Annotated in this window: 14 protein-coding genes, 1 tRNA gene and 1 pseudogene; 12 read left to right on the top strand and 4 right to left on the bottom strand. The window is 67.7% G+C overall.

Translation table 11 applies throughout. The features are described 5' to 3' along the window. Positions 1–308: 308 nt before the first annotated feature. Together AC07N1_RS17495 and AC07N1_RS17490 are read right to left on the bottom strand one after the other, a co-directional pair. Positions 309–1,034 (bottom strand): energy transducer TonB, encoded by a 726-nt coding sequence (locus tag AC07N1_RS17495; protein WP_494672941.1) that lies wholly within the window; start codon positions 1,032–1,034, stop codon positions 309–311. A gap of 83 nt (positions 1,035–1,117) precedes the next feature. Beyond that, positions 1,118–1,879 (bottom strand): glutathione S-transferase family protein, encoded by a 762-nt coding sequence (locus AC07N1_RS17490; protein ID WP_494672940.1) that lies wholly within the window; start codon positions 1,877–1,879, stop codon positions 1,118–1,120. Positions 1,880–1,974: 95 nt separating this feature from the next. Here AC07N1_RS17490 and AC07N1_RS17485 point away from each other — a divergent pair, with 95 nt between their 5' ends. The 4 genes from AC07N1_RS17485 (at position 1,975) to AC07N1_RS17470 (ending at position 7,191) form a co-directional block, all read left to right on the top strand. After that, positions 1,975–2,709, top strand: coding sequence for a helix-turn-helix transcriptional regulator (locus tag AC07N1_RS17485; protein WP_494672939.1), 735 nt, complete (start codon positions 1,975–1,977; stop codon positions 2,707–2,709). A gap of 119 nt (positions 2,710–2,828) precedes the next feature. Next, positions 2,829–5,135 (top strand): TonB-dependent receptor, encoded by a 2,307-nt coding sequence (locus tag AC07N1_RS17480; RefSeq protein WP_494672938.1) that lies wholly within the window; start codon positions 2,829–2,831, stop codon positions 5,133–5,135. Further along, positions 5,132–5,695 (top strand): hypothetical protein, encoded by a 564-nt coding sequence (locus AC07N1_RS17475; protein ID WP_494672937.1) that lies wholly within the window; start codon positions 5,132–5,134, stop codon positions 5,693–5,695. Before AC07N1_RS17480 ends, AC07N1_RS17475 begins: the two co-directional genes overlap by 4 nt. Next, on the top strand, positions 5,695–7,191 hold the full coding sequence (locus AC07N1_RS17470) for a PepSY-associated TM helix domain-containing protein (RefSeq protein ID WP_494672936.1): 1,497 nt from the start codon (positions 5,695–5,697) through the stop codon (positions 7,189–7,191). The genes AC07N1_RS17475 and AC07N1_RS17470 overlap by 1 nt, the downstream gene beginning before the upstream one ends. A 74-nt stretch (positions 7,192–7,265) precedes the next feature. Here the strand turns inward: AC07N1_RS17470 and AC07N1_RS17465 are convergent. Beyond that, positions 7,266–7,340 (bottom strand) — tRNA-Gly (locus AC07N1_RS17465). A gap of 670 nt (positions 7,341–8,010) precedes the next feature. Here AC07N1_RS17465 and AC07N1_RS17460 point away from each other — a divergent pair. From AC07N1_RS17460 to AC07N1_RS17430, 7 genes and pseudogenes are all read left to right on the top strand, one after another. Further along, entirely contained in the window at positions 8,011–9,075 is a 1,065-nt protein-coding gene (locus tag AC07N1_RS17460; protein ID WP_494596677.1) for an alpha/beta fold hydrolase, read from the top strand. A gap of 367 nt (positions 9,076–9,442) precedes the next feature. Beyond that, positions 9,443–9,610 (top strand): annotated as a pseudogene (locus tag AC07N1_RS17455) (LacI family DNA-binding transcriptional regulator); the annotation flags it as partial. Further along, entirely contained in the window at positions 9,590–10,477 is an 888-nt protein-coding gene (locus AC07N1_RS17450; RefSeq protein WP_494672942.1) for a LacI family DNA-binding transcriptional regulator, read from the top strand. The pseudogene AC07N1_RS17455 and the gene AC07N1_RS17450, both read left to right, overlap by 21 nt. 174 nt (positions 10,478–10,651) lie before the next feature. Further along, on the top strand, positions 10,652–13,108 hold the full coding sequence (locus AC07N1_RS17445; protein ID WP_494672935.1) for a TonB-dependent siderophore receptor: 2,457 nt from the start codon (positions 10,652–10,654) through the stop codon (positions 13,106–13,108). Between the two features lie 96 nt (positions 13,109–13,204). Beyond that, positions 13,205–15,034, top strand: coding sequence for an alpha-amylase family glycosyl hydrolase (locus tag AC07N1_RS17440; RefSeq protein ID WP_494672934.1), 1,830 nt, complete (start codon positions 13,205–13,207; stop codon positions 15,032–15,034). Next, complete coding sequence (locus AC07N1_RS17435; protein WP_494596682.1) at positions 15,031–15,963, top strand: ROK family protein; 933 nt, start codon at positions 15,031–15,033, stop codon at positions 15,961–15,963. Before AC07N1_RS17440 ends, AC07N1_RS17435 begins: the two co-directional genes overlap by 4 nt. Then, positions 15,960–17,201 (top strand): MFS transporter, encoded by a 1,242-nt coding sequence (locus tag AC07N1_RS17430; protein ID WP_494672933.1) that lies wholly within the window; start codon positions 15,960–15,962, stop codon positions 17,199–17,201. Before AC07N1_RS17435 ends, AC07N1_RS17430 begins: the two co-directional genes overlap by 4 nt. A gap of 202 nt (positions 17,202–17,403) precedes the next feature. On the opposite strand, the gene AC07N1_RS17425 is transcribed toward AC07N1_RS17430, so the two are convergent. Next, complete coding sequence (locus tag AC07N1_RS17425; protein ID WP_494596685.1) at positions 17,404–18,858, bottom strand: efflux transporter outer membrane subunit; 1,455 nt, start codon at positions 18,856–18,858, stop codon at positions 17,404–17,406. Between the two features lie 94 nt (positions 18,859–18,952). Here AC07N1_RS17425 and AC07N1_RS17420 point away from each other — a divergent pair, with 94 nt between their 5' ends. Further along, a complete protein-coding gene (locus AC07N1_RS17420) occupies positions 18,953–19,576 on the top strand; it encodes a TetR/AcrR family transcriptional regulator (protein ID WP_494596686.1) in 624 nt (207 codons plus the stop codon).

Below are 19,576 nucleotides of genomic sequence, written 5' to 3'. Positions count from 1 at the left end.
GGAAAAAGCCTGGGTCCCCGCTTTCGCGGGGATTTTACGGGAGGGGGCAGGCTCCCCGCTCGTAACTTCCCTCGCCCAACCCAACACCGCCTTCCTGGGCCTTGTGCCCAGGATCCATCGTTCAGCCGCTCAGGTCTTTGCACTACGGCCTGGGTTTGAGCGGTCGCCGGCATGGACCCTCGCCACAGGGGCGAGGGAGGCGGGGTTTTGTTTGTTGCTGGGTGCGGAGACGGCCCGCGTCGCGGAAGCTGAAAACTTCCCCCCTCCGGCGCTTCGCGCCACCTCCCCCAGAGGGGGAGGATCTTGGCCTAGCCCTTCACGGCGTAGGAGATCGGGGTCTCGAAGCGGCGGCGGTTCCAGTCGGAGTCGCGGGGGGCCTTGGGGAAGGGGGCGGCGGCGGTGAGGAGGTCCAGGGCGGCGGCGTCGAGGGCGTGGTCGCCGCTGCTTTCGACCACCGCCGCCCGCGACATCCGGCCGAAGCGGTCGAGGGTGAAGGCCACCACCACGACGCCCTGGGAGCGGCGGTGGCGCAGGGCCTCGGGCATGGTCTTGCGGGCCTCAATCCATGACAACACCTGGGCGGCGTAGGGGTCGTGCGACTTGGCCGCATCGCCGCGAACCTGCACCGGCGCGCCGCCGCCGGCCTGGGCCGAGGCGGCCGCGGCGACCGTCGCCACCGGGGTGACCGCCGACGACACGCGGCTCTCGACCGTCTGGGGCGCGACCTGCGGAGCGGCGTACAGCGGCTCGGGCGCGGGAAGCGGGACCGGGCGCGGGCGGATCGGCGAGACGCTGCGGGCCTCGCGCGGCACTTCCTGCGCGCGCCGTTCGCTCGACGTCGTGGACGGCGAAGGCTCGGGACTGGGGGTCAGGGCCTCGAACAGCGCCGCCTCCATGGCCGGCGGCTCGGACAGGCCCGGCATGGTGCGCACGAAGCCGACGAGCGCCAGAACGGCGGCCGCGTGCAGACCCAGGGAAACGCCCGTCGCGAGCGCCTTGTCCCCGCCTCGCCCGCCCGTCCGGGGTCGTCCCACGCCGATAGACTCCACGCACTCGATAAGAATGCGTCGCATCTACAGGAAGGCGCGCCCCGAAACAACGTCCGGACGGATACGGATCACGCGGCCCACAGGGTCTCTGGTTGCTTCTCCGGGCGCACCTCCTCACGGCCTTGGGGCGCGAAGGCCGGATAGAAGCTCGCCAACATCCGCTCGGCATAGGCCACGAGGTTGCAGAACCCCTCGGCCCGCCGGCGGATCGGCGAGTCGAAGAACGGCGTCAGGATCTGGGCCAGCATGGAGAAGACGATGGCGTCGACGCTGGTCGGCCGCTCGCCCATCATGAAGGCCTTGTCGCCCAGCATCTCCGACAGCGCGGTCAGCGACCAGGCGGCCAGCTCGACGATCTCGTCGGGCGAATGGCGGCCGATCCCGACGGCCTTGAGATTGGCCTCGACCGCGTCGAGCAGGCCCGCCTTCAGGTCCTGGCGCATGGCTTCGGGCGCGCCGTCGAACCAGTGGGCCGGCCCTTTCTCGAAATTGTCGAAGTCGAAGAAGCGGAAGTAGCAGTTGGCCCAGCCCAGCTGGTTCTCGACCATCCGCTCGATCGCCCAGGCCTGGGCGCGTTCGACCCGGGTCAGGCCCGCATCAAGATCGACGCCGTAGCTGCGCTCCAGATAGGCGCGGATGAAGGTGGAGTCGGCGACCTTGACTCCGTCGTCGTCGATCCAGGGCAGTTGGCCCTTGGGCGAGGTCTCGGGATGGGCCGGGAGCTTCTGGTAGGCCAGGCCCGCCATCATCAGGTGGATCTCGGTCTTGGTGACGTAGGGGCTTCCCTCAGGCAGGCCGTAGGCCGGGCCGGCGGCGTAGAGCGTGATCATCTCGAGGTCCCTCTCGTGCGGTCTTGCGATGAGGACAGACTGCCGCCACCCTGCTGCCAGCATGCTGTCAGCAACGATCCGGCACTGTGGGACCCATGAGACGCGCTGAACGCCTATTCCAGATCATCCAGATCCTTCGCCGCAGCCGGACGCCGGTCACCGCCGACTCCATCGCCGCCGAACTGGAGACCTCCAAGCGCAGCGTCTATCGCGACATCGCCGCCTTGGTCGGTCAGAGGGCGCCCATCCGCGGCGAGGCGGGCGTCGGCTATGTGCTGGAGGCCGGATACGACATGCCGCCCCTGATGCTGACGCCGGACGAGATCGAAGCCGCCGTGCTGGGCGCCCAATGGGTGGCCGGCCGCGGGGATCCCGCCCTGGCCACCGCCGCCCGCGATCTGATCGCCAAGATCGCCGCCGCCGTGCCCGACAACCTGCGGCCCTATGTGCTGGAGCCGGCGACCCGCGCCCCCGCGCCGTGGAACCCGACGCCCGACAATATCGACATGGCCCAGACCCGGGCCTGGATCCACGCCGGACGCAAGATCCGCCTGGACTATCGCGACGAGAAGGGCGCGGTCAGCCAGCGGGTCGTCTGGCCGGTGACCGTCGGTTACCTCTCGACGGTGCGGATGCTGATCGCCTGGTGCGAGCTGCGGGCCGACTTCCGCAACTTCCGCACCGACCGGGTGGTGGCCGCGCAGTTCCTAGACGACCGACACGGCCAGCGTCCCGCCGTGCTGCGCGCCCGATGGCAGCGGCAGATGGAGGAGGAATGGGCCGCCTACGACGCGGCCAAGGCGGCGGGACCAGCCCTGCCCTCTTCCTGAACCATGGCGGCAGGCATCGAAACTGCGCACCTAGCGATCACTTTTGCAAATGAGTTTGCATTTGACTCGCAACTGAACGCCCGGTAGCTGCGACCCGTTCTTAGTAACGGGGGAAGTGCATGAAGTCGCGATTGATGATGGCGAGCGCCCTGGGCGCGTGGGCGGCGCTGGCGGGCGTGGTTCGAGCCGAGGAGCCGATCGCGACGGCGCCCGAAGCCCCCACCGCCGTCGACGCCGTGGTCGTGACCGGCGAAAAGACCGCCCGCTCCCTGCAGGACACCGTCACCAGCGCGGCCGTGACCACCGCCGCCACGATCGAGCGCGAGCAGATCCGCAGCTTCTACGACGTGGTCGCCAAGACCGCGAACATGAGCGAGACCTATGGCAAGAGCGGCTTCACCATCCGCGGCGTGGCCAACAACAACGTCTCGGGCGGCGGCACCAGCGGCCTGGCCACGGTCTATGTGGACGGCGCGGCCATTCCCGAGCGGGCCATGTACGGCGGTCCGCTGGACATGTGGGACGTGGGCCAGGTCGAGATCTTCCGGGGTCCGCAGTCAACCCTGCAGGGCCGCAACGCCCTGGCCGGGGCGGTGATCATCCGCACCACCGACCCGAGCTTCGACTGGAACTTCAATAGCCAGGTCGCCTTCGCCAGCGGCGACGACCGCTCGATCGGCCTGGCCGGCGGCGGCCCGATCGTCGACGACCAGCTGGCGTTCCGGGTGGCCTTCCACGATCGCCAGGCCGACGGCTTCATCTACAACACCGTCCAGAAGCGCGACGACGACGCCGTCGACACCCGCTCGTACCGCGGCAAGCTGCTGCTGACGCCCACGGCGCTGGAAGGCTTCAAGGCGATCGCCACCTACAGCCGCAACGAGAACAAGTCTGGCTATCTCTACACCTACGCCCGCACCGACACGCCGGACTATTACGACCACCGCGTCAGCACGACCGACAGCCCCAACACCAGCGACATCACCACCGACATCGCCAACCTGGAGCTTTCCCAGACCCTGAGCGATCGCTTCACCCTGTCGGGCGCGTTCTCGTGGAGCAAGGTCGACCTGGCCCAGCGCTACGACGTCGACCTGACGCCCGCCCGGCTGTCCTACGGCGGCCAGGACGAGGTGGTGAAGACCACCAGCCAGGAGGTCCGCCTCAACTACGACGGCGAGCGGCTGAAGGGCCTGGTCGGCCTCTACCACGCCAAGCGCGACGCCGACCGCAAGTCGGCCAGCCTGACCAATGTTCCCTTCCCCACCGCCACCCTGGTCAGCGTGCTGACCTCGACCCTGGTGGGCGGCGGAACGCCGCTGGCCACGGCCCAGGCGCAAGCCAACGCCTTCGCGGCCATCTATGTCGCCGCCCTGCCGGTGATCCCGGTCGACTATTCGTCGGACGCGCCGGAGATCGTCACCACCACCGCCCTGTTCGCCGACGGCAGCTTCGACCTGACGCCGAAGTTCAGCGTGCTGGCCGGCTTCCGCTACGACCACGAAGAGAACGAGCAGCGATCCACCCAGACGGCGGTCTTCGCGGGGACCTATCCGACCCCGGCCAACTTCGGCGCCTATGCGCCCTACGTGGTGCTGGTGAACAACTTCGTGGCCTCGATGGTCGCCCAGGCCGGCGCGGCCTCGCCGGGCGCGACCCGCAAGTTCGACGCCTTCCTGCCCAAGCTCGGCGTCAAGTACGCCTGGACCGACGACCTCTCGACCAGCTTCGTCGTGCAGCGCGGCTATCGCTCGGGCGGCTCGACGGTCAACGCCGCCCGCGCCAGCGTCGTGCCCTACGACCAGGAATTCACCTGGAACTACGAGTTGTCGCTGCGCTCCTACTGGCCGCAGTGGGGGCTTACGGCCAACGCCAACGCCTACTATGTCGACTGGAGCGACCAGCAGGTGATCGTCAACCTGGGCCTCAACACCTACGACTACCAGGTCGAGAACGCCGGGACCTCGCACCTCTACGGCTTCGAGGTGGAGCTGAACCAGCGCCTGTCGCCCAAGGCCGGCTGGTGGGCGTCGCTGGGCCACACCAGGACGAAGTTCGACGAGTTCCGCGTCGGCACCGGTTCGGACATCCGCGACCTGTCGGGCTCGGAATTCCCCTATGCGCCGCACTGGACCTTCGCGATCGGCGGCGACTATCGCTGGGACAACGGCCTGGTCGCCAACCTCAACGCCAACTACCGCGCCAAGGCCTTCACCGAGGCCGGCGGCGAGCAGGACGGCCGCATCGCCGACGCCCGCACCCTGGTCAACGGCCGCTTCGGCTACGAGGCGGCCCACTGGGGCGCCTATGTGTTCGGCAAGAACCTGCTGAACGAGAAGTACAAGCAGTACAGCCGCGGCGACGTGTCGGTGGCCCTGCTGGGAGAGCCGCGCATCCTGGGCGTGACGCTGGAGACCCGCTGGTGATCGGTGTCGGCGGACTTGCCCTCGCCCCACTTGCCGTGGCCGGCGCGCTGCTGCTGCGGCGCGCCTGGACCCATGCCGACGCCCGCCGCCCCTGGCTGATCGTCGGCGGCTGGGCGCTGCTGGCGGCGGCGCTGGTCGCCTCCGCCCCGATCCTGGGGGTCGTGCGCGGGCCGTCGATCATGCTGGCCCTGGCCTCGACGGTCGCCCTGGCCGTGGTCGCGGTCAGCGTCGAGCTGCGGACGGCCAGGCGCAAGGCCCCGCGCGAGGTGGCCCTGGAACCGTCGGACCGCCGCCGCGTCGCCTGGCGCGGCTGGCTGCGCGGCTTCCTGGCCGGACCGCTGGGCGGCGCCGCGGCCATGGGCGTCGGCCTGGCCGTCGCCGTCTGCTTCCCGGCCGAGGTCAAGACCCGGCTGATCATCGGCGGCATGCTGGTGCCGTTCCTGTGGGCCGGCGGCATGGCCTGGACCCTGTCGGACGACAAGATCCTGCGCGCCCTGGCCGTGCTGGTCGGCGTCACCGTCCTCGGCTTCGGCGCCGTGTTCCTGAAGGGCTCCCTCTGATGCACGCCCCGCAAGCCAAGCCCAAACCCGGCAAGCCGATCTGGCCGAAGATCCCCGCCGCCTTCGTGCGCGCCATGCTGGCCGGACACTCGGCGCTGGGACTGGCCTTCGCCGCCCTGATCTATCTGGTCTGCTTCTCGGGCGCGGTGGCGGTGTTCACCAGCGAGTTCAATCGCTGGGAGCAGCCCACGGCCCCGGTGCTGCACAGCGTAACCCCGGCCGCCGTCGGCGCGGCCTTCAAGGAAGTGCTGGCCAAGAATCCCAAGGCCCACGACCTCTTCATCCGCATGCCCGAGCCCGCCCTGCCCCGCCTGTCGGTGCACGGCGACGACGCCAAGGGCGGCGAGCACACCTGGTTCGCCGACGCCTCGGGCAGGATCGTCGCCGAGCAGAAGACGCCGTGGAGCCAGTTCCAGGCCAGGCTTCACACCGCCCTGCATCTGCCGGGGACCTGGGGCTTCTTCCTGGTCGGGCTGACGGGCGTGGCCTTGCTGTCGTCGCTGGTCTCGGGCGTGCTGTCGCATCCCCGGGTGTTCAAGGACGCCTTCGCCTTCCGGTGGGGCGGCTCCAAGCGCCTGCAGGAGGCCGACCTGCACAACCGCATCTCGGTGTGGGGCCTGCCCTTCCACGTGGTGGTGTCGCTGACCGGCGCCTTCCTGGGCCTTTCCGTGCTGATCGTCGGCGTGCTGGCCATGGTGGTGTTCGATGGGAACCGGGAAAAGGTCTTCGCCCTCTTCAGCGGCCCGCCGGTGGCCGACGACGCACGTCCCGCCCCGGTGATCGACGTCGCCAGGGGCCTGGCCGTGCTGCAGGCCCAGAACCCCAAGGCCGGCTTCAACTACATCTTCGTCGAGCACCCCGGCGAGACCGGCCAGCACATGAGCGTCAACCGCACCACGCCCGGCAAGCTGTCGCGCGGCGAGATCATCATCGTCGACGGAAACGCCAAGGTGCTGGGCCCGGCCGGCTTCGAGAGCGGCAACCTGGGCATGGCCATCTACTCCAGCCTGACGCCGCTGCACTTCGGCTGGTTCGGCGGCTGGCCGGTGAAGGTCGCCTACTTCCTGCTGGGCCTGGGCCTCACGGCCGTGACCGCCAGCGGCGTGGCCATCTGGCTGGCCCGCCGGCGCGACAAGGGCCGCCCGGCCCCGCGCTGGGAGCGGGTGTGGGTCGCCTTCTGCTGGAGCCAGCCCCTGGCCTACGCCGTCTCGGCCATCGTCGCCCTGCTGGCGCCCAGCGCGCCGCCGGTCGCGGTGTGGGGCGGCGTCACCCTGGCGGCCAACGCCTGCGCGTTCCTGTGGACGCCGGCCACGCTGTCGATCCGCCTGCGCCTGGCCTCGGCCGTCGCCCTGGCCCTCGTCGCCCTGGCGCACCTGGGCCTCAACACCGGCCGGACGGTGGATCCGGTCGCCTGGATCCTCGACGCCTCGCTCGTGCTGGGCGCGGGCCTGCTGGCGGCGTCGGTCTGGGCGTCGAAGAAACCCGCCACGGCCTGAGCCGGACCGATCCGCGAAACGACGAAGGCCCGCCGGAGACGGCGGGCCTTTTTCGTGGTCGCTCAAAGAAAGCTTGGAGCGGGCGGGGGGAATCGAACCCCCGACATTCAGCTTGGGAAGCTGACGTTCTACCTCTGAACTACGCCCGCGCGCGTCAATGTTTTCAAGAGCTTACCGCCCTCGCCGCTGTTCTGAACCTGATCGGCTCGCACAGCGGTTTACAGAGACCGTTCCGAAGGCGTCCCGTCTACCCGGTCTTCGCGACCCGCTCAAGCGCAATGAGGGGTGTGGGCGTGGTCGCGGGATCCGCGTAATGCTTACGGATGGTCGCCCCGGCGACCGCCAAGCGCTTGCCATCGCCAAGGCTCGCGGCGCCGTGCTAGGCGTCGAGCCCCAGACCGCAGTCGCCATGCTGCTTGGTGGAAACCCGGCACTAGCGACGAACCGCTGCTTATGACGCTCCTGGACGGCGGAGCGCGACTATCTAGGGCACAGGAATCTCTGGGCCAAGGGTGTGAGAGGCAGCAAAGCGCCAGTTGCTGACGTTGGCATCCCTCCAGCAAGCGGACATTCAGCCCGCCATGCAGACGGGCGAGATCGACCCTAGTCGGAAATTGAAATCGTCAGCTTTGGGCGAGCCATTCACGGCGGCTTATCTTTCAGCTTCAAGGCACGCTGTATCGAACAAACCTTGAGCCGACGGCCACCATGTAAAGTTGGGCGCCTGGGTTTCGACTTCGGCGCAGGCGCCTGCGGTGATAAGCGCCACGAAGCATGCGCGTCCATCTTGGGCGATGAGCGGCGTGTTTGGGGGCGGACATGAGAGTATTGGGTTTCGCTGCGGCGTTGCTGCTGTCCTGTGGCGTCGTCGGGGAGGCCCACGCGACGGAGCTTAGCCCAGGATGTCGAACGCGGGGCCAGCCCATCAACGAGTCCGGCTTCATCAACATTGGCGGTATCAAGCAGTGGGTGACGGTCGAGGGGCACGACTGCGCCAATCCGGTGGTGCTGATCGTCCACGGCGGTCCCGGTAACCCGAACACGCCTTTCGCCCACGCCCTGTTCGGCGAGTGGGCAAAGGACTTCACCGTCGTCCAGTGGGACCAGCGTGGTTCGGGCAAGACCTATGGCGCTAACAAGCCGGCCGAAGACGAGGCTTTGACTCTCCAGCGCCTGACGGCCGACGGCGTCGAGATGGCCCGCTATGCGACCCATCGCTTCGGCAAGCGCAAGGTCATCATCATGGGCGGCTCCTGGGGCTCGGCCCTGGCGGTTAACATCGCCATGGCGGAGCCGGACCTATTCAGCGCCTATGTCGGCACGGCCCAGCTTGTTAACTACCAACTGGACATGGCGGCCAGCTACGCCAAGACCCTTGGTCTGGCGCGAGCCGCCGGCGACACGGAGTCGATTGGCAAGTTGGAGGGGCTCGGCGCCCCGCCGTGGACCAATCCCCGTGCTTTCGGAATCCTGCGCCGCATCACCCGCAAGTACGAGGCTCTGGCGACCGACGCACCGCCCAAGGGCTGGTTCACGTTCGGCCCCGGCTACGACACTCCCGCCTACGAGACCGACTACACCGCCGGCGAGGATTATTCCTTCCTGAACTTCGTCGGCCTCGCCGGCGACGGCATGGGGCCGAAGATCGACTTGCGCAGGCTGGGAACGGCGTTCGCCATGCCAGTCTACATGCTGCAGGGCGAGGCCGATCTGGTGACCCCGCCGGAGGTCTCTAAAGCGTATTTCGACGATCTGACCGCGCCCAAGAAAGTGTTCTTGCCACTCGCCCGTACGGGGCACGACCCCAACCAGACGATGATCGACGCGCAACTCGCGGCTCTGGAGCAAGTTCGCGGCGAGGCAATGGCGAAGGACAGACCGTGAGGCGTTCGACTGCGCCGCAGCGCCGTGGCGCGCCAGCGTGCAGCGATCATGATGGGCTTGAGGCGCCGGCCTCAGACGCGGCGACGGTGATCGTCGCAGAACCTGAATGTAAGTTCTTCGGGTTCACTCCAACGTCACAAGCCCGCCCTTCTCAGCCGGGCCGGAGGTCTGCATCGCCGACCGGGTCGCGCCAGAAGCTGACCTTGCGGCACCTTCCTGGATCCGACATTGCACAGCGGCGCGCTTACGGACCACCAAGCCTGCTTCTCTCTCGTTCTTCTCGCCAAAAACTTGATAGGCGGCCGACGCCGTCAACTGGACCCGAAGCAACTGGTGCAAAGCGCGAACGATAAACTATCGTCGATTCATGAGTAATGAGCTTCCCGATAACGGATCCGCAAACTCCGGCCGCATCAAGATGTCGGACATCGCCAGGCTCGCCGGCGTCTCGACCTCTACGGTGTCGAGGGCGCTGTCGGGCCACAAGTCGATCCCCCAGCCGCTACGTGAGCAGATCGTAGCCCTGGCCCACGCCCAGGGCTACGCGATCAACCAGGCCGCCCGCAGCCTTCGCCTGCAGCAGACCCATGTAATCGGAGTCATCGTGCCGCTCGGCCACGAGGCCGGGCAGCTGATCTCCGACCCGTTCTTCCTGGAGATGATCGGCCGGCTGGCCGACGAGATCACCGGCCGCGACTACGAGGTGCTTCTCAAGAAGGTGGTGGCTCCGCGCCCCGGCTGGCTGGAACAGATCGTCCAATCCCACAAATCCGATGGCCTCCTAGTCATCGGTCAGAGCGACCAGCATGAAACGCTCAACGCCGTGGCCAGCACCTATCGTCCGATGGTGGTCTGGGGCGGCGCGCTGGACGACCAGCACTACTGCACCGTAGGCACCGACAACATCGCCGGCGCCCAGCTGGCCACCGAACACCTGATCGGCCTAGGACGGCGAAGGATCGCTTTCCTGGGCGCGCCAGAGGCGCCCGAAGTCGGCCTTCGCCGCGAGGGCTATCTGCGGGCGCTGGCCAAGGCTGGCCTCAAGCCGCAGCCGGAGCTGAGCGCGGCCGCCCACTTCACGGTCGAGACAGCCCAGGCCACCGTGCGGGACTTGATCGAAAGCGGCGTGGCGTTCGACGCGGTTTTCGCCGCCTCGGACCTCATCGCCATCACCGCCATCCAGGCGCTGGTCGAAGCTGGCCGGTCTGTTCCGGGCGACGTGTCCGTGGTCGGTTTCGACGACATCGCCCTTGCCCGGCATGTGGCGCCGGCGCTCACGACCGTAAGGCAGGACCTGGCGACCGGCGCCAGGTCCATGGTGGATCTGCTGTTCCGCCAGATCGCCGGCGAAGATGTGTCCTCCGTCTTCATGCCGCCCCAGCTGATCATCCGCGGATCCTGACCAGGCGGCTTTGACCGGGCGGCATTCCCAGCGGCACTGTTGCGAAAATAACGCAATCGATTGCGTAAATCGCGGGATTGCAAAAATCACCCTTCGCAATCGATTGCGTAACCCGCATGCTCACGCTCGCAGCCTTCTCTTCAAGAACGGAGGCGCGTCACTGGGAGGAAGCGAATGGACAAGCACAAGGCCAAGCTCGTGGCCGGCGTAGCCGCGCTGGCGATGGTTCCCGCGCTGGCTCAGGCCAGGCAGGCGGACCAGACCGACACTAACAAGGACGTCCTGGCGCTCGACGCGGTCGTGGTGACCGCCTCGCGCGATGGCGCCACCAAGATGACCTCGTCGATCTCGGTCAGCGCTCTGTCGGCTGACCAGATCGCCGCCCAGGCGCCGCGCTCCACGGCCGAGATCTTCCGGAGTCTTCCCGGTATCCGTTCGGAATCGACCGGCGGCGAAGGCAACGCCAACATCGCCGTCCGCGGCCTGCCCGTCGCCTCCGGCGGCGCCAAGTTCCTGCAGTTGCAGGAAGACGGCCTGCCGGTCATGGAGTTCGGCGACATCGCCTTCGGCAACGCCGACATTTTCCTGCGCGCCGACCAGAACGTCTCGCGCATCGAGTCCGTCCGCGGCGGCTCGTCCTCGACCTTCGCCTCCAACTCGCCGGGCGGGGTGATCAACTTCATCAGCAAGACCGGCGATACCGAAGGCGGCGCGATCGCCCTGACCAAGGGCCTCGGCTATGACCACACGCGGCTGGATTTCGACTACGGAGCGCCGATCAGCGACACCCTGCGCTTCCATGTTGGCGGCTTCTACCGGGAAGGTGAAGGCGCGCGGAAGTCGGGCTACACCTCCGAGAAGGGCGGCCAGATCAAGGCCAACCTAACCAAGGAGTTCGAAAACGGCTTCGTCCGCCTGCACGTGAAGTACCTGGACGACCGCGCGGTCGGCTACCTGCCCATGCCCACCCGCGTCACCGGCTCCAACAGCGATCCGAGCATCGGCTCCTTCCCAGGGTTCGACATCAGCCACGAGGATCTTCAGTCCGTCTACCTGACCACCAATCCGGGCCTCGAGGGCGACGGCAATCGCCGGATCAGCAAGGTCGCCGACGGCATGCACCCCGACACCCTGCAGTTCGGGGCCGAGACCAAGTTCAATGTCGGCGGCTGGAAGATCGAGGACCGCTTCAAGGTCGCCAAGACCTCGGGCCGCTTCGTAGCGCCCTTCCCAGCCGAGGTGACCTCGGCCCAGACCCTGGCGGCCGAGATCGGCGGAACCGGCGCGACCCTGCGCTACGCCAACGGCCCCTTGGCGGGCCAGACGATCACCTCGCCCTCGAGCCTCAATGGCAACGGTCTGGCGATGCGCGTGCACATGTTCGACGTCGAGATCAACGACTTCGGCAACGCCATGAACGACCTGAAGCTGTCGCGCGCCTTCGATGTCGGCGGCTTCTCTGTCGACGTTACCGCCGGCTACTACAAGTCGCGCCAAACCATCGCCATGGACTGGTTGTGGAACACCTTCATCATGGAGGTGAAGGGTGACAACGCCGCCCTGCTCGACGTCTATAACAGCGCCGGGACCAAGCTGACCCAGGCGGGGCTCGCAGCCTACGGCGTGCCCTACTGGGGCAACTGCTGCACCCGCCGCTACGACGTCACCTACGACATCGACGCGCCCTATCTGAGCCTCTCCACCCGCGTCGGCGACCTCAGCCTCGACGCCAGCCTGCGCCGAGACGAGGGCAAGGCCCGCGGCAGCTACGCCGGCGCCAAGCAGGCCAGCGTCGATGTCAACGGCGATGGCGTGATCCAGACCGTCGAGCAGAGCGTGTCGGTGATCGACAACGCCAGCGCCGCGCCGGTGAACTACGACTGGGGCTACACCTCCTGGTCGCTGGGCGCCAACTACCAGTTCACCTCGGACCTCGCGGTGTTCGCCCGCGCCAGCCGCGGCGGCCGCGCCAACGCCGACCGGCTGCTGTTCGGCAAGGTCCGGGCTGACGGCACGGTGGCCAAGGAGGACGCCGTCGACATGGTCGACCAGGTCGAGGGCGGGGTGAAGTTCCGTCGCGACGGCTTTGGCCTCTTCGCCACGGCCTTCTGGGCCAAGACCGAAGAGCAGAACTTCGAGGCCACCAGCCAGAAGTTCTTCGACCGGACCTACAAGGCCAAGGGCGTGGAACTGGAAGCCAGCTATCGCATCGGCGACTTCTCGATCAGCGGCGGCGCCACCTACACCGACGCGGTAATCGACAAGGACGCCCTCAATCCGGCCGTGGTCGGTAACACCCCTCGTCGCCAGGCCAAGTGGATCTATCAGTTCGCCCCGACCTGGCGCTTTGGCGACAAGGCCACGATCGGCGCCAGCGTGATCGGCACCACCAAGGCCTACGCCCAGGACGAGAACCTGCTGGCCTTCCCCGGCTACGCCCAGGTCAACGCCTTCGCCGAGTACAACATCGCCGAGGGCCTTTCGCTGTCGGTCAACGCCAACAACCTCTTCGACAAGGTCGGGCTGACCGAAGCCGAGGAGAGCGCAATCACGGCCGGCTCGGTCAATGCGATCCGGGCCCGCTCGATCAACGGCCGAACCGTCACGGCGACGCTTCGTTACGCTTTCTAGTTCCCTGACCGGCGGGCTTCCCCCGTTGGTTCCTTAGCCTCGCCGCGCGCTCCTGCCGCGTTGGCGAGGCCTTTCTTTCCCAAAGAGCTTCACCGCATGGTCCTGGCCTCCCCGCTCCAATCACCGCACGAGGACGCCGTCCAACGCCGCTTCGCGGCGCTATGGCCGACCATCGCGGCCATCTTCGAAGACCTTTACGGCGGCCACGAGAACCACCCGATCGTCCTGGAGCAGCTGAAGTCCAGGCTTCTGGCGGCCGCCCGCACCCGGCCAGAGCCGCTGCGCGCGCTCGACGCCGCCCGCGAGGCGGATCCGGCCTGGCTGCTGGCGCCGGGGCAAAGCGCCTACACCTTCTACGTCGATCGCTTCGCCGGCGATCTCACCGGCGTGCGCGGCAAGCTCGACTACCTCTCGGAACTGGGCGTGCGCTGGCTTCACCCCCTGCCCCTGCTGGAGCCGCGCCCCGGCGACAGCGACGGCGGCTTCGCCGTCTCCGACTATCGCCGGGTGGATCCCAGGCTAGGAACCATTGATGACCTCGAAGCCCTGGCCGCCGATCTACGCGCGCGCGACATGGGACTGATCCTGGACGTGGTCTGCAACCACACCGCCCGCGAACACGAATGGGCGTCCAGGGCGCGCGCGGGCGATCCCGCCTATCGCGACTACTATGTCGTCCTGCCGGACGCAGGGAGCGCCGCGGCGCGCGACCGCGACCTGATCGACGTCTTCCCCGACACCGCGCCAGGCAGCTTCACCTACGACGCCGACATGGACGGCTACGTCTGGACGACCTTCTATCCCTTCCAGTGGGACCTCAACTACGCCAATCCGGCGGTGTTCGCCGAAATGCTCGACGTCCTGATATTCCTGGCCGCCAAGGGCGCCCAGGGGTTCCGGCTCGACAGCGCGCCCTATCTCTGGAAGCAGGCCGGCACCACCTGCCGCAACCTGCCCCAGGCCTACGCCATCGTCGAAGCCTGGCGCGCGGCGCTGTCGATCGTCGCCCCCGGCGTGGTGCTGCTGGCCGAAGCCATCGAGAGCCTCGAGGACGTCCTGCCGTTCTTTGGCCGTTCGGCCCCCGGCTGCGACTTGGCCTACAACAACGTCGTCATGACCGCCCTCTGGGGCGCCCTGGCCGACGCCGATGCGGCGATCGCCCGCCGATGCCTGGCCGTCGCGGCGCAAAAACCCGCCCATGGCGCTTGGCTGAACTATGTCCGCTGCCACGACGACCTGATCTGGAACGCTCTGGCCGCCTACGCTCCGCCCGAGGACCTCAAGCGCTGGTCTGACGCCTACGGCCAGGGCGGGGGTTTCTCGCGCGGGCGCGCCTTTCAGACCGCGGCGGGGGGCGTGCCCTCCACCAACGGCATGGCCTCCTCGCTGGCTGGCCTGGACGCTGGCCAGGACCTGGACGGGATGGGCGCACGCCGCCTGACCCTGCTCTATGGCGTCATCCACGCGCTGGACGGCTGGCCCCTGATCTACATGGGCGACGAGATCGGCCTGGACGACGACGTCGCCTACCAGCGTGATCCTTTGCGGGCTGGTGACGGACGATGGCTGCATCGCCCGCTGATGGACTGGGAGGCGGCAGGAAGACGCCATGATCCGGAGGCGCTGGAAGCTCACCTCTTCACGTCATTCGGCCTTTTGGCGCGGCGCGCTCGAGTGCTCGCTGACTTGGGCGTGGCCGGCCCCGCAAAGCCGTTGGATCTAGCGGTTCCTTCTCTCTTGGCCTTCGTGCGCGAGGAGGGCCAGCGGCGCTTCCTATGCCTTGCCAACCTGTCGGCTTCAACGGTCGGCGCGGCGCTACCGCCGCCCTTCGACGACCTGACCGAGGACATTCTCGACGGTGAGCCCTATGCCGGGCCTGCGCAGGTGTTGGGTCCCTACGCAATCAAGTGGTTGGTGACCCGATGACCCGGATCGCGGCGATTGAGCTTGGCGGCACCAAGGCCCTGATCGCCTTTGGCTCCAGCCCGGGCGACCTGACCGCTCCGGTCCGGATCTCCACGACCACGCCGCAGGAGACCTTGGCGGCGATCGAGGCTGTTTTAGAGGATCAGCACCGGCATGGCGGCTTCGACGCGATCGGCGTCGCCAGCTTCGGTCCGGTTCGGCTCGACCGCGCCGCGGCCGACTGGGGCCACATGCTGAAGACGCCCAAGCCGGGATGGTCGGGCGCAAACGTCGCCGGCAGGCTTTGCCGCAGGTTTGGCCTGCCGGTCGCCTTCGACACCGATGTGTCGGGCGCGGCTGTGGCCGAAGGGGCCTGGGGCGCGGCCAAGGGATTGTCCAACCATGCCTACGTCACCATCGGCACCGGGGTCGGCGTCGGGCTGGTGGTCCATGGGCGCCCCGTTCATGGCCTTCTGCATCCGGAAGCCGGCCACCTGCTGGTCCGGCGCGACACGGCCAAGGACCCCTTTACCGGATGCTGCCCTTTCCACGGCGACTGTCTGGAAGGCCTGATCAGCGGTGCTGCCCTGGCCGCGCGGACGGGCGCGCCGGGCGAGACCCTGGCCGTCGATGATCCGGTCTGGGATCTCGTCGCCGACTATCTGGCCCAGCTCTTGATGAGCCTGGTGCTGGTCGCCTCGCCCCAGCGGGTGATCGTCGGCGGCGGGGTCGGGCAAAATCCGCGGCTGCTGGCGCGGACCCGCGAACTCCTGGCCGCCAAGCTCGCCGGCTATCTCGACGCGCTGGACACGGACGCCGCGATCGCGGCGTTCGTCGCCGCGCCTGGGCTTGGCCAGACCTCCGGCCTGCTCGGCGCCGTCGCGCTCGGCCTTGGCATACTGGAGTCGCCAGGCCCGTCCTTCGAAACCAGAGCTGGAGAGCAGCGATGATCGCACCGGACCCCGACGCACAGCGCAACCCGCGCCTGATCCGCGTGCTGACCTATCTGATGTTCATGATGTTCGCCATGACCACGGACTCGGTCGGCGTCATCATCCCCCACGTCATTAAGACCTTCGGCTTAGGGATGGCCGCTGCCGGCTCGTTCCACTACGCCAGCATGACCGGGATCGCGCTGGGCGGGGTCTGCCTTGGGTTCCTGGCCGACCGCCTCGGCCGCAAAGCCACCATCGTCATCGGCCTGGTCGCCTTCGCCGCTTCGGCCTTCCTGTTCTCGGTGGGCCAGACCTTCGGTTTCTTCGTGGGCCTTCTGCTGCTGTCGGGCTTGGCTATCGGCGTTTTCAAGACCGGGGCCCTGGCGCTGATCGGCGACATCTCGACCTCCACTCGCGCCCACACAGCCACCATGAACATGGTGGAAGGCTTCTTCGGCGTCGGCGCCATTATTGGCCCGGCCATTGTCGCAGCCCTGCTGGCGGCAGGCGCATCGTGGAAGTGGCTCTATGTGATCGCCGGCGCCCTCTGCGTCCTATTGATCATCGCCGCACTGGCGGTCCGCTATCCCCAGACGCCCCGGGCCGCCCAGGAGAAACTCGACCCGCGCGTCACCCTGGCCATGTTCGCCAATCCCTACGCCTTGGCCTTCAGCCTCGCGATCATGCTCTATGTCGGCGTCGAGACGGCGATCTACGTCTGGATGCCGACCCTTCTGGCCGCCTACCAGGGACCCGCAGTCGTCCTGGCCGCCTACGCATTGTCGGTGTTCTTCGTCCTGCGCGCCGTCGGCCGCTTCCTGGGGGCCTGGCTGCTCCACCGCTTGGCCTGGACCAAGGTCGTCGCGCTATGCAGCGTGGCGATCCTGATCTGCTTTGGCATGGCGCTGATGGGTGGGCGCGATGTGGCTGTGTTTTCCCTGCCCGTCTCGGGCCTCTTCATGTCGGTGCTCTATCCGACCATCAATTCCAAAGGCATCAGTTGCTTCCCCAAGGCCCAGCATGGCTCGGTTTCCGGCGTCATCCTGTTCTTCACCTGCGTGAGCGCCGTGGTCTCGCCTTGGATGATGGGTCTCGTCAGCGATCGCTTCGGCGACGCCGCCTATGGCTTCCGGTTGGCGACGGTTCTGGCGGGACTGTTGGCGCTCTTTGCCGTGATCAATCTGATCTTCGATCCCAGCCGTACGCGCCTGACGGCGCGTCAGCACACCGACTACAAAGACCCGCCCGAATGAAAATTACAAAGTAGAGGCGCCGATCCTCGTCAATCAGCACTCTACCTTCGACACTCCGATCAACCACGCTCAATGCGTGTCCCGGACAAACAGCCCCGCGAACTAGCTCCATGCATGCGCGCTTTGCGACGCAATGCGCCATGAACTGACCTTGGAGCCACTCCAGACTCCGGACGTTCAATTGCTGTCGCTGGCGGAGCCCCTAACCTTTACTCGCCCCGACCGTGTGGCCCCAGCCGCCGCCCAAGGCTCGGAATGAACGAATGGAGGCACGGGCCGCCTCGGTCCGAGCCTGGACCCTGGCGTCTCTTACGGCCAGTAGGCGAGCATCAGCGTCGAGCACCTCGACAAGGCTGACGACGCCGGCGTCGTAAGCGACCTTGGACGCGCCCCTGGCCTTGACCAACGCCGCCTCGCCTTGAGCCAGCACCCGCTCCTGGTCCTCGCGCTTAACCAGACTGGAGAACGCGTTCTCCACGTCCTCGGTCGCCCGCAGGACCGACTGCTGGTAAGCGACCAGCGCTTCGGCCTTCTGGCCGCGGGCGGTGCTGACCTCTGCGCCGACCCGGCCAAAGTCAAAGAGCCGCCAGCGAAGACCGAGGACGCCTTGAGCCTGCGACGCGGGGCTCTCGAAAAGTGTGCTGCTGCTGGTGGTGGCCGTGCCGACCAGGCCGCTCAGAGAGAACTTGGGAAAATACTGCGACAGGGCCGATCCGACCTGGGCGTTGCTCGCGCGAAGCCGTTGCTCGGCCACGACAAGGTCGGGACGCCGCCGCAGCAGCTCGGCCGGCCCCTCGGCCTCGGCCAGGCCCGGCGCGGCCGGGATCGGGGCCGCCACGGCCAGTTCGGCGCGATAGGTTCCCGGCTGCGCGCCCAGAAGGACGTCCATGGCGTTGAGCGCCGCGTCCAGGCCTTCCTCGAGAGCAGGGATGCCAGCCCTGGTCTGCTGCAGGGCGCCGAGCGCCTGCTGCAGTTGGAGTTCGGCCGCGACGCCCTGCGCGCGCTGCAGGCGGACCGTCTCGACGAGTTGGGCTTGCGTCTCCACCTGCTCGCGGGCGACGGCCAAACGGGCCTGGAGCCCCCGAACCAGCATGTAGGTGTCGGCGGTCTGGGCGGCGACCGCCAGCCTCGCGGCGGCGACGCCGGCCCTAGCGCCCTCGTATTGGGCGCGGGCCGCCTCCTGGTCGCGACGCGAGCCGCCAAAGACGTCCAACTCCCAGCCAGCGACGACATTGGCCTCATAAAGCGCGCCGTCGCGATCGAAGTTGGGCGTGGCGGCCAGGAGGCGCCCGGTCGGGGTCTGGGTGGAGGCGTGGGCCTGGGCACCGCGCGCCTCGATCGACGCCGAGGGCAGCAGGGCGGCGGTCGCCGCGCCCAGGCCCGCCCGCGCTTGCGTTACGCGGGCGGCGGCCTGCGCCAGGTCGAGGTTCTGGGCCAGGGCGCGATCGACCATCCCGTCAAGAACCGGATCGTTGAAGCCGCGCCACCAGGCATCGATCGGCGCGGCCGGGACCGGCCTGGCGGCGACGGCGGCCCCGCCCATGAAGGCCGGCGGGGCCGCGATCGTCGGCGCCACATAGTTGGGACCGATCGCGCAACCGCCCAGCACGGCGACGCCCGCCATCGCAGGGAGAGTCCGAAGGAAGACGGCGCGCATCGGCATACTTTCCGGGCTAAGAAACCAGATGTGACCAAATTCCAATATCGTCACTTGTTTGTCAATCGCGATGACCGATGCTAGCTTGCCAGCCATGAGCACCCTCGATCCCTCCCCCCCTGCGGACGGCCAACGCGGGCCCATCGAGCACGGTATCCGAGACCAGATCGTCGATGCGGCCGAGGCGCATTTCAGCCGTTACGGCTATGGCAAGACCACGGTTGCGGATCTGGCCAAGGCGATCGGCTTCTCCAAGGCCTACATCTATAAGTTCTTCGACTCCAAGCAGGCGATCGGCCAGGCGATCTGCGTCCAGTGCCTGGACAAGGTGCTTGCAGCGGGCGAGGCCGGCGTCGCTGAAGGCAAGACAGCTTCCGATAAGTTACGCCGTTTTTTCAATGGAATAACCAGCAAGAGCGCAGAACTCTTCTTCCAGGACAAGCTGCTCTACGACATCGCCGCCCACTCGGCCGAAGAACGCTGGCCCTCGGTGATCGCCTATCTGGCGCGAGCTGAGGCCATCCTTCGCGACATCATTCTTCTGGGCCGCGAGACCGGCGAGTTCGAGCGCAAGACGCCGATCGACGAGATCTGCGAGGCGATCTTGCTGGTCATGCAGAGCTTCATGAATCCGCTGATGCTCAAGCACAATCTGGACGATTTGCCCGAAGCGCCGACCAAGGCGGTCAACCTCGTGCTTCGCAGTCTCGCGCCATGA

The sequence above is a fragment of the Caulobacter sp. GW821-FHT09B11 genome (assembly GCF_059418205.1).
Note: the sequence above shows the minus strand (reverse complement) of the source record. Positions and strands in the feature narration are given on the sequence as shown.

Bases quoted from the DNA above. Each gene is read 5' to 3' on its own strand.
- AC07N1_RS17490 (WP_494672940.1), bottom strand. From the start codon at position 1,879: ATGATCACGCTCTACGCCGCCGGCCCGGCCTACGGCCTGCCTGAGGGA.
- AC07N1_RS17485 (WP_494672939.1), top strand. From the start codon at position 1,975: ATGAGACGCGCTGAACGCCTATTCCAGATCATCCAGATCCTTCGCCGC.
- AC07N1_RS17480 (WP_494672938.1), top strand. From the start codon at position 2,829: ATGAAGTCGCGATTGATGATGGCGAGCGCCCTGGGCGCGTGGGCGGCG.
- AC07N1_RS17470 (WP_494672936.1), top strand. From the start codon at position 5,695: ATGCACGCCCCGCAAGCCAAGCCCAAACCCGGCAAGCCGATCTGGCCG.
- AC07N1_RS17460 (WP_494596677.1), top strand. From the start codon at position 8,011: ATGAGAGTATTGGGTTTCGCTGCGGCGTTGCTGCTGTCCTGTGGCGTC.
- AC07N1_RS17445 (WP_494672935.1), top strand. From the start codon at position 10,652: ATGGACAAGCACAAGGCCAAGCTCGTGGCCGGCGTAGCCGCGCTGGCG.
- AC07N1_RS17440 (WP_494672934.1), top strand. From the start codon at position 13,205: ATGGTCCTGGCCTCCCCGCTCCAATCACCGCACGAGGACGCCGTCCAA.
- AC07N1_RS17435 (WP_494596682.1), top strand. From the start codon at position 15,031: ATGACCCGGATCGCGGCGATTGAGCTTGGCGGCACCAAGGCCCTGATC.
- AC07N1_RS17430 (WP_494672933.1), top strand. From the start codon at position 15,960: ATGATCGCACCGGACCCCGACGCACAGCGCAACCCGCGCCTGATCCGC.
- AC07N1_RS17425 (WP_494596685.1), bottom strand. From the start codon at position 18,858: ATGCGCGCCGTCTTCCTTCGGACTCTCCCTGCGATGGCGGGCGTCGCC.
- AC07N1_RS17420 (WP_494596686.1), top strand. From the start codon at position 18,953: ATGAGCACCCTCGATCCCTCCCCCCCTGCGGACGGCCAACGCGGGCCC.